The 11232-nt window shown below is 64.8% G+C and carries 13 protein-coding genes; 7 read left to right on the top strand and 6 right to left on the bottom strand.

Annotation, left to right across the window (positions count from 1 at the left end; translation table 11 throughout):
- Nucleotides 1–59 precede the first annotated feature (59 nt).
- Genes V2L18_RS01670 through V2L18_RS01655 form a run of 4 tightly spaced genes read right to left on the bottom strand, consistent with a single transcriptional unit; the run spans nt 60 to nt 3143 of the window.
- A complete protein-coding gene (locus tag V2L18_RS01670; protein ID WP_336176003.1) occupies nt 60–845 on the bottom strand; it encodes a hypothetical protein in 786 nt (261 codons plus the stop codon).
- A complete protein-coding gene (locus V2L18_RS01665; protein WP_336176001.1) occupies nt 842–1378 on the bottom strand; it encodes a DUF6468 domain-containing protein in 537 nt (178 codons plus the stop codon). Before V2L18_RS01665 ends, V2L18_RS01670 begins: the two co-directional genes overlap by 4 nt.
- On the bottom strand, nt 1375–2613 hold the full coding sequence (gene fliM, locus V2L18_RS01660) for a flagellar motor switch protein FliM (protein ID WP_336175999.1): 1239 nt from the start codon (nt 2611–2613) through the stop codon (nt 1375–1377). Before fliM ends, V2L18_RS01665 begins: the two co-directional genes overlap by 4 nt.
- An 11-nt stretch (nt 2614–2624) precedes the next feature.
- On the bottom strand, nt 2625–3143 hold the full coding sequence (locus V2L18_RS01655; RefSeq protein WP_336175997.1) for a flagellar basal body-associated FliL family protein: 519 nt from the start codon (nt 3141–3143) through the stop codon (nt 2625–2627).
- Between the two features lie 336 nt (nt 3144–3479).
- Between V2L18_RS01655 and flgF the strand changes: the two genes are divergently transcribed.
- Genes flgF through flgH form a run of 4 tightly spaced genes read left to right on the top strand, consistent with a single transcriptional unit; the run spans nt 3480 to nt 6821 of the window.
- The gene (flgF, locus tag V2L18_RS01650; RefSeq protein WP_336175996.1) at nt 3480–4229 is read left to right on the top strand and encodes a flagellar basal-body rod protein FlgF; all 750 of its coding nucleotides are present in this window, start codon (nt 3480–3482) and stop codon (nt 4227–4229) included.
- Nucleotides 4230–4265: 36 nt separating this feature from the next.
- Nucleotides 4266–5045, top strand: a complete 780-nt coding sequence (gene flgG, locus V2L18_RS01645) for a flagellar basal-body rod protein FlgG (RefSeq protein WP_336175994.1) — start codon at nt 4266–4268, stop codon at nt 5043–5045.
- A gap of 19 nt (nt 5046–5064) precedes the next feature.
- Nucleotides 5065–6084, top strand: coding sequence for a flagellar basal body P-ring formation chaperone FlgA (gene flgA, locus V2L18_RS01640; RefSeq protein WP_336175993.1), 1020 nt, complete (start codon nt 5065–5067; stop codon nt 6082–6084).
- A complete protein-coding gene (gene flgH / locus V2L18_RS01635; RefSeq protein ID WP_336175992.1) occupies nt 6081–6821 on the top strand; it encodes a flagellar basal body L-ring protein FlgH in 741 nt (246 codons plus the stop codon). The genes flgA and flgH overlap by 4 nt, the downstream gene beginning before the upstream one ends.
- A gap of 692 nt (nt 6822–7513) precedes the next feature.
- Here flgH and dksA read toward each other — a convergent pair.
- Both dksA and V2L18_RS01625 read right to left on the bottom strand, forming a co-directional pair.
- Entirely contained in the window at nt 7514–7930 is a 417-nt protein-coding gene (gene dksA, locus V2L18_RS01630) for an RNA polymerase-binding protein DksA (RefSeq protein ID WP_336175991.1), read from the bottom strand.
- Nucleotides 7931–8197: 267 nt separating this feature from the next.
- Nucleotides 8198–8623 (bottom strand): flagellar assembly protein FliX, encoded by a 426-nt coding sequence (locus V2L18_RS01625; RefSeq protein WP_336175990.1) that lies wholly within the window; start codon nt 8621–8623, stop codon nt 8198–8200.
- 283 nt (nt 8624–8906) lie between these two features.
- Here V2L18_RS01625 and V2L18_RS01620 point away from each other — a divergent pair, with 283 nt between their 5' ends.
- The 3 genes from V2L18_RS01620 to V2L18_RS01610 are packed head-to-tail and all read left to right on the top strand — an operon-like array spanning nt 8907 to nt 10851.
- A complete protein-coding gene (locus tag V2L18_RS01620; RefSeq protein ID WP_336175988.1) occupies nt 8907–10019 on the top strand; it encodes a flagellar basal body P-ring protein FlgI in 1113 nt (370 codons plus the stop codon).
- Entirely contained in the window at nt 10019–10354 is a 336-nt protein-coding gene (locus tag V2L18_RS01615) for a rod-binding protein (protein WP_336175987.1), read from the top strand. Before V2L18_RS01620 ends, V2L18_RS01615 begins: the two co-directional genes overlap by 1 nt.
- Entirely contained in the window at nt 10351–10851 is a 501-nt protein-coding gene (locus tag V2L18_RS01610; RefSeq protein WP_336175986.1) for a flagellar protein FlgN, read from the top strand. The genes V2L18_RS01615 and V2L18_RS01610 overlap by 4 nt, the downstream gene beginning before the upstream one ends.
- The last annotated feature ends 381 nt before the right edge of the window (nt 10852–11232 follow it).

The raw sequence follows: 11232 nt of genomic DNA, 5'->3' as shown, positions 1-11232 counted from the left end.
CCCTACGCGAGCCGGCTTAACGCGCTGTTACATCGATTCGCCAAAGTCGCGACAATCGGTTAATTGCCGCGGATCTTCGGAAGGTCTCCCGCCGAGGCGGCCAGCCCATCGTCGCGACTGGTCGCCAGCTCGATCGTCAGCCGCTCCGCCACTTCCGGCTTCATCTTGGCCATGACGTCGGCGACCTTGGCGGGCTTCATCGCACGCGCAACCTTGACGAGAATCGGCAGATCGAGCCGATCGAAGATGCGCGCCGCATCCTTGGCTCGCATGGATTCGTACATCCGCGCCAGGGTCTTGAATTCCTCCTCCTGCTTCTTTTTTTTCTCGTCGACCGCAACCCCGATGCGATCTTCCAGCTCCTTCAGCTCGTTCACGCGCTTCTCGATGCGCGCCTCCGCCGCCTTCAGCAGATCCTCGCGCAGCTGCTGGCGCGCGTCGCGTTCGTCGAGTTCCTTGCGCCGTGCCCGCAACCGCTCCAGCACCACCCGCTCCGAGCGCGAGCGGCCGAGATCGTTGCCCTGAATGACGGTGCCATCCGCCGGCATCTGGCCGTTGCCCATGCCGGCCTCGCCGGGAAGCGGCAGGTTGCCCGCATCGGTCCCGGGGGCGCCGCCCTGCCCCGCGTCGCCCGGCTGCCCCGCGTCCGCCGGCTGCGGCGCGGGTTCGGGCATCGTCTGCGCCCCGTCTCCGGCCGCAGGCACCGCCGGGTCTGCGCCCTGGGCCGATGCCTCAAGCACCGGGCTCAGCACGAAACCGGACATGGTGACGATGCCGATGCCCTTGAACACCAGCAGCGCACCGGTCGCCAGAAAGACCAGATGAAGGAGGCGCAGTCTGCTCAAGCCGCCCGCTCCCCGCTACGCTGACGGAAACGCTCCAGACGGGCTGCGGCCTCGGCGGCGGCGGCGCGCAGGTCCTGGGCGGAGATCGACTTCGGCGCTTCCGGCTGCTGCGGCTGCTGGGCCTGCGGGCGCTGCTGCGGGGCGACTGCGGCACGCATCGCCTGCGGCGCGTGCGCTCCCCCGATGCCCGAAGCCTGGCCGCGCCCGGCCGCTTCCGCGATCTGGGTAATGCGCGTGAGCACGGATTCGCCGGTATCGAGCTGGCGCGCAAGTTCCGCCGACAGGTGTTCGGCCTGGCTGAGGCGCTGGGCGATGGTCTGGTCGCATTCCGCCGCCGTGGTCTTGAGACCGAGAATGGCGCGCTCGGCGATCTCCGTCGTCGTGATCAGCTCGGAAATGGTGGCCCGCAGCTGCTCCTCGTCGGAGCGCAACCGCTTCAGCCGGCCATTGAGCACCGCGCAATAGGCGATGGTCAGGACGAGAAGGACAGCGACGAGGCTTTCGATGACCAGGCCCAGGGGAAGGTGACTCACGACGACGACTCCATCTCTTTTTGCATCGCCTTCTCGAAGGCGGAAAGTGTCATTTTCGGCTTGCGCAGCCCGCGGCTCACGGCGATCGAGATATTGTCCTCCACCCGCCCGAGATGCCCCTCGGTGAGCGGAATGTTGCCGCACTTGATCGAGACCGGATCCTGGGGACCGATATCGAACATCAGCGTGTCGCCGAGCCCCATCTTCATGATCCGGCTGATCGGAACCTCGGTCTCGTAGAGCACGGCATCGACCTCGATCTCCGCCGAATAGATTTCGGTCGCCAGATGGCCTTCCCACGTCGTGTCGCGGCCGAACTTCTCGCCCATGAACTGCTGCAGGAGCAGATCGCGGATCGGCTCCAGCGTCGCGTAGGGCATCATGATTTCGATCTTGCCGCCGCGATCCTCCATGTCGATGCGCAGTTCCACGAGGATGGCGGCATTCGCGGGGCGCGAGATGGCGGCGAAACGCGGATTGGTCTCCAGCCGCTCCAGATTGAAGTGAACCGGCGACAGCGGCGCGAAGGCAAGCTCGGCATCGGCCAGGATGATCTCCACCATCCGGCGCACGAGGTTGGTCTCGATCGTGGTGTAGGGCCGGCCCTCGACGCGCACCGGCGCCCCGCCGCGCCCGCCGCCCAGCAGAACGTCGATGATCGAGTAGATCAGGCTCGATTCCACCGTCGCCATGCAGAAGCCGTCCCATTCCTCGGCCTTGAAGACGGTGAGGATGGCCGGCAGCGGGATGGAATTCAGGTAGTCGCCGAAGCGCACGGAGGTGATGGAATCGAGCGACACCTCGACGTTGTCGGACGTGAAGTTGCGAAGCGAGGTCGTGGTCAGCCGCACCAGGCGGTCGAACACGATCTCCAGCATCGGCAGACGCTCGTAGGACACCATCGAGGAATTGATCAGCGCGCGGATGCCGCTGGTCTCGCCGGAAATGGTGTCCTCGATGTTGAAGCCCAGGAGGTTGTCGATTTCCTCCTGGTTCAGGATGCGGTCGGCGCCGCGCGAGGCGCTTTCCAGCTCCGGCTCGCTCTGGTCGACCATAGAGGCCCAGTGGGCAGCCATGTCGTCGGCGCTGCCGGCGCCCTGCTCTTCCAGAGCCGCGCCCCAGGCCGCCGCCAGATCGTCGTCCTCGGACTCCCCGCCCCCCTGTTCGGCGAGCGCATCGCCCCAGGCGGCGTCCAGGTCCTCGACCAGCATGTCGTCGTCGTCATCGTCGGCCATGAACGTCGGTCCTACTGGATCAGGATTTCCTTGAAGAGAACGCCATCCACGCGCGCCGGATAGACCGCCACGTTGATGCGCCTCAAAAGCTCTTCCTTCAGCCGGAACAGGCCGGCGGAACCTTCCAGATCGATGGGCCTGAGCTCGCGCATGTAGACCTGAAAGGCATCAATGACGCGCGGCAGAAACGGCTCGATCTGGTCAGCAACGCTGCGATTGGCCACTTCCAGCGAAATGTGCACCTTCAGGTACGTCGCCTGGCCCTGCGTGGCGAGGTTCACCGTCATTTCCGGCAGATCGTAGAAGTAGACTTCCTTCTGCGGAACAACCTCGGCCTCGCCCGCGCCTCCGGCCTGGGGCACACCGGAACCGCCGTCGCCACCGAACAGCCCCAGAAAATAAGCGGCGCCGCCCGCAACGAGCAGCAGCACCACCACGGCGGCAGCGATGACGATGATCTTTTTCTTCTTGGACGGCGCTTCGCCGTCGGCGACGACCTCTTCGGCCGCGCCCTGTTCCGCATCAGACATTAACGGCTCCCCGCCGTGTTGTGGACGCAGAATGCTCCCCGTGCGCCCGCGTTCCTTAATATAGGGGTCATAATGGTTAACGAATGGTTTCCAAATCGTTGCCGTACTGTCCCGTATGTGGCCTCCGCAAGGCCGGAATGCGGCTCGTCAACAGCCGGGCAGCCTTTGCCCGCGGGCAGGAAAAGACGGCAATTATTGCCGGCTGTTAACCAAGGCGTCGGAATTTTCCCTTTGTTTTCAATGCCCGCGCAACTGGCACGGCTCGTGCTCATGTAAGGGCGGCCACGTCGTCTGGGGAGATTGGCGTGGCGTTGGGGAGCATAAGGAAAGTTAACGATGGAGAATGCGGAGCTCATCGGGCTGACGCGCCAGACCGCGCTCAAGCGCCAGCTGGCGGTCATCGCCAACAATCTCGCGAATCTGAATACGAGCGGCTTCAAGAACGAGAAGCTGCTCTATGAGGAATACCAGATGCCGGTCGCCCGGATGAGCGAGTTCCCCCGGCGCATGGACCGGCCGCTGTCGTATGTGCAGGACTTCAGCTCCTTCCGCGACATGAGCGGCGGCGAGATCCGCGTGACGGGCAACCCGCTCGACGTCGCCATCAACGGCGATGGCTTCTTCGCGGTCGAAACCCCCGAGGGCGAGCGCTACACCCGTGCCGGCAACTTCCAGATCAACGGCAACGGCGAGCTTGTCACCCCGGACGGCTACACGGTGATGGGCGACGGCGGTCCTATCGTCTTCGCCGATGACGAGACCGACATCAACATCGCCCGCGACGGCTCCATCTCCACCAATCAGGGCCAGCGGGGAAGCCTGCGCATCGTGAATTTCGAAAACGACAGCGCCCTGACGCCCATCGGCTCAAATCTGTTTGAGACCAGCGACGCGATGCCCCCCGCGGACGTGGTCACGCCGCGCCTGCAGCAGGGCGCGCTCGAAGGCTCCAACGTGGAAAGCGTGACGGAGATGACCCGCATGATCGAGGTCACCCGCGCCTATACGACCGTGGCCCAGCTGATGAAGGACCAGAACGATCTGATGACCAACGCCATCCAGAAGCTCGGCACCACCGACAGCTAATCCGGCCCGCAGCACAGAATTTCAGGAGACGAGCCCATGAGAGCTCTCCACATCGCCGCCACGGGCATGAAGGCCCAGGAACTGAACGTCGAAGTCATTTCCAACAACCTCGCGAACATGCGCACCACCGGCTACAAGCGCCAGCGTGCGGAGTTCCAGGACCTGCTCTACCAGAACCTGCGCCGCGTCGGTTCCGACACCTCCACCGCCGGCACGTTGGTGCCCACGGGCGTGCAGCTCGGCTCCGGCGTGCGCACCGCGGCGACCAGCCGGATCATGTCCCAGGGCACGCCGGAGTTGACCGAAAAGGAAACCGACATCGCCATCAAGGGCGAGGGCTTTTTCCAGATCGACCTGCCCGACGGCACCACCGCCTACACCCGCGACGGCTCCTTCGAGCTCGACTCCACCGGTCAGCTCGTCACCGTGGATGGCTATACCGTGCAGCCCGGGATCACGATCCCGGATACCGCGCTCGATATCACCATCAACACCGAAGGCACAGTCCAGGGCACGGTGAACGGCACCAACACCACCTTCGGCCAGCTCCAGCTCGCCCGCTTCACCAACAAGGGCGGCCTGCAGGCGATCGGCGACAACCTGTTCCTGGAAACGGAAGCCTCCGGCGCACCGATCGTCTCCACTCCCGGCGACGGCAGCACCGGCACGCTGCTGCAGAACTACCTGGAGGCCGCAAACGTGGAGGCGGTCACCGAAATCTCCGACCTGATCTCCGCCCAGCGCGCCTACGAGATGAACTCGAAGGTGATCCAGGCTGCAGACGAAATGATGCAGACGAGCTCCCAGCTTCGCTAACGCCCGGGGAACCTGAGCCATGAAGCGTCATCTCCTCCTTCTCGCCCTCGCCGCGGCCCTGCCGCTGGCTGGAAGCCTGTCCGGCGCGCCCGCGCTGAACGCGGCCGCCGAGGCGGCCCCCCTCGTCGCACAGCGCCCGACGCTGCGCGTTAAGGTTACCGCGACCCGCGAGATCGTCACCGTCGGCGACTTCTTCGAAAACCCCGGTCCCTATGCCGACCGCGCCCTCTTCCGCGCGCCCGATCTCGGCCGCACCGGCACGGTGTCCGCGTTCGATGTGGTTCGCCGGGCCCGCGCCGCAGGCCTTGGCGATGCCGATGCGGGAAGCGTGCGGGAGGTCGTCGTCCACCGCGCTGCCCTATCCGTCGGTCCCGAGGCGCTCGCCAAGCTGATCCGCACCGCACTGGCGGCGCGCACCGGATCCCAGAGCGCGGACGATCTGGAAATCGAGTATTCCGACCCGCTGCCGACGCTGACCGCGGACCCGGCCGCACTTGAGCCGGTGAAGCTCCTCCGCCTGGAATATTCGTCCTACAACGGCCGTTTCGACGCCCTCTTTTCCGTGGAGAACGGACACGAGAACGCGCGTTTCACCGTCTTCGGCGTCGCACGGGAGACGGCGGAGATCGTCACCTTCGCCAAGCGCATCGCGCGGGGCGAAACGGTGAGCGCCCACGATCTGGAAACGATCCGCGTGCCGAAGACCGCGCTGCGGGACGACACGGTCACCGATCCGGCCAACATCATCGGCATGGCGGTGCGCCGGCCGATGGCACCCGGCCGCCCGCTGGCCTCGCGCGACTTCGAGGAGCCCCTCGCGGTGGAGCGTCGCTCCAAGGTGATCATCACCTACAAGGTCGCAGGCCTGACGCTGACGGTGCAGGGCGAAGCCATGGCCGACGGCACGAAGGGCGACGTCATCGACGTTCTCAACATCCAGTCCCGCCGCACCATCCAGGCGGTCGTGACCGGGCCGGGCCGGGTATCCGTCCAGCCGCGCACCGCACGCATCGCAAGCCTTGAGGAGGCCCGCAAGTGACCCCCTTCCGCACCCTCCTCGTGTGTTCCGCCGGCCTTCTGGCGGCCGGCTGCGGCACCGCCGACAAGCTGAAGAACATCGGCCAGACGCCCGCACTTTCCGCCATTCAGGATCCGACCACCACAGCCGGTTACCGGCCGGTGAAGATGCCCATGCCGCATCCCGAACCGGTCCACTACGCGGCGAATTCGCTGTGGCAGTCGGGTTCCCGCTCCTTCTTCAAGGACCAGCGCGCCCGCCAGATCGGCGACATCCTCACGGTGGTGGTGACAATCACCGACAAGGCGGAAATCGACAACGCCACCAAGCGCACGCGCACCGGCTCGGATTCGGTGGGCGCCGGCGGCGCGGTCGGCAGCGCCATCAATACGTTCCTGCTACCGGCCGGTTCCAGCGCATCCGACCTCGTCAGCACCGACAGTTCCTCAAGCCAGGCCGGATCCGGCACGGTCGACCGCTCCGAGACCCTTGAGACCAAGGTCGCCGCCGTCGTCACACAGGTGCTGCCGAACGGCAATCTGGTGATCGAGGGCCGGCAGGAGGTCCGGGTCAACTTCGAGGTTCGCGAGTTGATCGTCGCCGGCGTGATCAGGCCGGAGGATATCGGCGCGGAGAACACTATCGACAGCTCCAAGATCGCCGAGGCCCGCATCGCCTATGGCGGCCGCGGCCAGATCACCGACGTGCAGCAGCCGCGCTACGGCTCCCAGGCGCTGGATATCCTGCTGCCCTTCTGATCCGTCTTGCCTCGCGCCGCCGCCCCCGGCGGCGCGCCCCCGGCTCCCCGGAGAACTCACTCCCCAGAGTTCTCCAAGGCCGTTCCCGCCACTCCCCGGGCCGGACGGCTTGAAGAAGGGCGCGGTGCCTTGCTCCCCAACGCACCGCGCCCTGACCTTTTCATTCGAGATGACGCAGGGGAGGCCCAGACGCGCGGGACGAACGGGCGCAAGTGGCCGATCCTTCGAGACGGGCCTTACGGCCCTCCTCAGGATGACGTTGTGTTTGTTGATGTTTTCTTCAAAACCATCAATACGAGAACATCATCCTGAGAGCCCCGCCCGGAAATGGTATCGGGCTATCCGCTTTCGGCTATTCCCCCTCATGTCCCTCCGCCGTCATTGCCCGGCTTCGTCCGGGCAATCCACCGCCGGCCGCAGCATTCGGAGCACGCGCTGGATCACCCGGACTTCGCCGGGTGATGACGATGGAGGGGTATGAAGGCGCTTAGAGTTCGGTGCGAAGAACCAGCTACCATTTTGGGGCCAGACACTGAGGAGCCGTCGCGAGACGGCGTCTTAAAGGATGGGCCACACAAGGAAAACGCCGCCCCCCCTCTCACTTGCGTGCCGTCGCCCAAAGAAAAAGCCGCCCGAAGGCGGCCTTGAATTCAGTCCCAGTTTGTTCGCGTTCTGGAAGGAGGTCCCGGGCTTCAGTCGTCCCGGTAAACCCGCTCGCGCCGCTCGTGACGTTCCTGGGCTTCCAGCGACAGGGTCGCGATCGGGCGGGCGTCGAGGCGCTTCACCGAGATCGGCTCTCCCGTTTCCTCGCAATAGCCGTAGGAACCGTCTTCGATCCGCTGCAATGCAGCATCGATCTTTGCGATAAGTTTACGTTGCCGGTCGCGTGCACGTAGTTCAATAGAACGATCCGACTCCGAAGATGCACGATCGGCGAGATCAGGGTGGTTCTGGCTTTCCTCCTGCAAGTGAGCGAGAGTTTCCTTACTCTCACGCAGGATATCTTCTCTCCAGGCGAGCAGCTTCGAGCGGAAATACTCGCGCTGCCTCTCATTCATGAACGGTTCGCCCTCGTGAGGACGATAATCAACTTCGACTTCAACCGTCATGGATCACTCCGAAAACCTAACGAGGCCGCGCGGAATATAGCGATCACGCCTACAACCCGCAACGACGATGTCGGGAAAAAACAAACCCTTCCGCGATACCAGTCGGTTAGGCCATTCAGAGCGCGCATCCGGAGCTTCCGTTACGGCGCTGCGCACCCGTTCGCCGCCAGCGATTCCCGATTGCACCTGCCGGTTGAGACGGGCACCCCGGGCGACCGGCACGACGTCCGGTCGCGGCTTCTGTTCCGCAATCGCCCGAAGGCGGGATCAGTCGGGAAAGCGGCCGAGCTTTGCCAGTTCCACCCGCGCCCTGAGGTCGATCTCGTCGATCACCGCTTCCAGCTGCGGATCGCCGGAGGGAAAGCGCGTCTGCACCAGTTGCAGGATCCGGTCGAGCCGCCCTTCGGGAATGAGACCTGCGAGAAGATCGGCCTTCATTTCCTCAAGCGCGTCGAGAAGGTCATGGCCGCGCCGGGCAGCATTCTTGCGCTTTCCGGTGAGCGGATCTTCCACCTCCTGCAACGCGAGCAGCGCGTCGACCCCATAGGCCGAACTCACACCGCCGGACACCCCGGAACGCTCCGTCTCCGCACCGGAAGCCGGTGCGAAGCTCGATCCGGACTTCGATGTTCCCTTGGTCCCCGACCGTTTCTGGACACCGGAGCCCGAGGTCGGTCCGCCGATCCGTATCATCCCTGTCCCGCCGTGTCTCGCCCGGTCGGATGCCACCGTCCCGCTCAGGGCCGGCGACAACCGATTCATCGGGCAGAAATTTCCGAATTCTTAAGGCATTCCCGGGTGCTAGGCAGATTTTGCCGGGCACCTACGGACACACTCACTCTATCATTGTGTAGAGAACACACCAAATTGCTTTCGTTTTCAATCCGTTAAAGACGGGACACGATCGCCTTACGGACTGGCACGCTCCTCGCATTGTTGTTGTGCGAACTCGAAACACGCTTTGCGGATTGCCCAGATGTCCCTCGTCTCCCGTCTCCGCCTGATCGTCCTCGTGGCCGCGACGCTTGCCACCACCGCCGCGTGGCCCGCCTCGCGCATCAAGGACATCGCCGACTTCGAAGGCGTTCGCGAAAACCAGCTGATCGGCTACGGGCTGGTGGTCGGCTTGCAGGGCACGGGCGACACGCTGAACAACACGCCCTTCACCAAGCAGAGCATCCAGGCGATGCTGGAGCGGCTTGGCGTCAACATCCGCGGCACCGACCTCAAGACCAAGAACGTCGCCGCCGTGATGGTCACCGCCAACCTGCCCGCGTTCACAACGCAAGGCTCGCGCATCGATGTGACGGTGAGCGCCATGGGGGACGCCGACAACCTGCAGGGCGGCACGCTGCTGGTCACCCCGCTGATCGGCGCCGACGGCGAGGTCTATGCCATCGCGCAAGGCCCGCTCGCCATCGGCGGCTTTTCCGCGCAAGGGGCCGCGGCCTCGATCACGCAAGGCGTGCCGACGTCGGGACGCATCTCCAACGGCGCGGTGGTGGAGCGCGAACTGAACTTCAAGCTCGCCTCGATGACCTCTCTCAGGCTTCAGCTGCGCAATCCGGATCTGACCACCTCGCGCCGCATCGCACTCGCCATCAACGAACTGATCGGCATGCCGACGGCGGAGCCGATGGACCCGGCCACCGTGCGTCTGACCCTGCCGCGCGACTTCGACGGCAACATCGTCGACCTGATGACCGATATCGAACAGCTGCGCATCGAGCCGGACCTGCCGGCCAAGATCGTCATCGACGAGAAGTCCGGCATCATCGTCATGGGGCAGAACGTGAAGGTCTCCACGGTGGCGGTGGCGCAGGGCAACCTGACGGTGACGATCGCCGAAAGCCCGCTCGTCGCCCAGCCTCAGCCCTTTGCCAACGGCCAGACCGCCATTGTGCCGCGCACCGACGTGACGGTGACCGACGGGGCGGAGCGCCGGGTCGCGGTCGTCAACGAAAGCGTGACGCTGCAGCAGCTCGTCGACGGGCTCAACGCACTGGGCATCGGCCCGCGCGACCTGATCTCCATCCTCCAGGCGATCAAGGCCGCGGGCGCGCTGCAGGCCGAAATCGAGGTGATCTGATGGACACCAACGCAGCCTCCCTTCTGACCCAATCGGGCGTTACCAACCTGAAGGCAGCCCGGGCGTCCGCCCTGAGCGCCGGCTCCGCCTCGGCCGACACCAAGGCCGGCAAGGTCTCGAAGGAATTCGAAGCCCAGTTCCTCCACCAGATGATCGACAGCATGTTCGAGACCATCGAGGGCGGAGGAACGTTCGGAGACTCCAATGCCTCCCAGATCTGGCGCGGCATGCTCTCCGAACAATACGCCAATTCCATCGTCGATGCCGGCGGCATCGGCATCGCTGACAGTGTCCATCGCGAACTCATCGCCATGCAGGAAGGCTCTTTCCAATGACCGCGACTTTTGACAAGAGGGCGACGGCTCCGGTGCACCAGGACAACGAGCGCCAGCCGATCCACACCCGCGCCGAGGCCGAAGCGGAATGCACCGCATTGCGTCGGGCCATGGACGAGCTTCTGGGCGCCATCGAGGAAGAAACGGCGCTGTTGCGGGATGGCAAGCTGCGTGAGGCAGGCGCCCTGCAGCCGCGCAAGGCCGAACTCATGCAGAACTACATCCAGTACCTGAACCGCACCCGCGAGAACTCCGTGGCGCTCGGCAACCTCGCGCCCGTGGCGGTGGCGGACCTGCGCCGGGGCCATTCGGAGTTCCAGGCGGTACTGAAGATCAACCTCGCCGTACTGTCGACGGCACGCGAGGTGGCGGAAAAGCTGGTGCGCTCCGTCGCCGAATGCGTCGGGGTCACGGAAAGCCCGAAGACCTACGGCCGCGACGGCATGCGCCCGCGCACGGACTCTTCGCGCGGCATCGCCCTCAACCGCAATCTCTGAGCCTTCTTTCGCTCACGCAGCAGCGCGCTTTCTTCCGTCACAGTGTTCGCGAAGACGAAAGACCGGCGGCACCTGCCCGGGCGGGCGCAGCCGGTCTTTCGTCCCGTACGGAATGCACCGCCCGCTTTGCAAAAAACAAAAAATCCAGACTGCGCCGGGCGCCGTGACAGCGCCCCGCCCCGGCCCCTGCGCCCGGTGCGCGCGCTCGGGCCTCCCGTTCTCGGATGCCCTGCAAACCCCTTGTAAGAGAAGGATTTTTTCGGAGGTCATTTTTCGCGATGACGGACGGAAGAATCACCATTGGCAATGCAGCGGGAGAAAATTGTTAAAATTTTCCTAAAGGTTTACCTCTTTCCTTTCCATTCCGGTCAGAAGCAGGCT

Source organism: Breoghania sp. JC706, assembly GCF_037026715.1.
In the GTDB taxonomy this organism is placed as follows: Bacteria; Pseudomonadota; Alphaproteobacteria; order Rhizobiales; family Stappiaceae; genus Breoghania.
Note: the sequence above shows the minus strand (reverse complement) of the source record. Positions and strands in the feature narration are given on the sequence as shown.

Excerpts from the sequence above, each read along its gene's own strand:
- fliM (WP_336175999.1), bottom strand. The coding sequence starts at position 2,613 with ATGGCCGACGATGACGACGACGACATGCTGGTCGAGGACCTGGACGCC.
- V2L18_RS01655 (WP_336175997.1), bottom strand. The coding sequence starts at position 3,143 with ATGTCTGATGCGGAACAGGGCGCGGCCGAAGAGGTCGTCGCCGACGGC.
- flgF (WP_336175996.1), top strand. The coding sequence starts at position 3,480 with ATGGAGAATGCGGAGCTCATCGGGCTGACGCGCCAGACCGCGCTCAAG.
- flgG (WP_336175994.1), top strand. The coding sequence starts at position 4,266 with ATGAGAGCTCTCCACATCGCCGCCACGGGCATGAAGGCCCAGGAACTG.
- flgA (WP_336175993.1), top strand. The coding sequence starts at position 5,065 with ATGAAGCGTCATCTCCTCCTTCTCGCCCTCGCCGCGGCCCTGCCGCTG.
- dksA (WP_336175991.1), bottom strand. The coding sequence starts at position 7,930 with ATGACGGTTGAAGTCGAAGTTGATTATCGTCCTCACGAGGGCGAACCG.
- V2L18_RS01625 (WP_336175990.1), bottom strand. The coding sequence starts at position 8,623 with ATGATACGGATCGGCGGACCGACCTCGGGCTCCGGTGTCCAGAAACGG.
- V2L18_RS01620 (WP_336175988.1), top strand. The coding sequence starts at position 8,907 with ATGTCCCTCGTCTCCCGTCTCCGCCTGATCGTCCTCGTGGCCGCGACG.
- V2L18_RS01615 (WP_336175987.1), top strand. The coding sequence starts at position 10,019 with ATGGACACCAACGCAGCCTCCCTTCTGACCCAATCGGGCGTTACCAAC.
- V2L18_RS01610 (WP_336175986.1), top strand. The coding sequence starts at position 10,351 with ATGACCGCGACTTTTGACAAGAGGGCGACGGCTCCGGTGCACCAGGAC.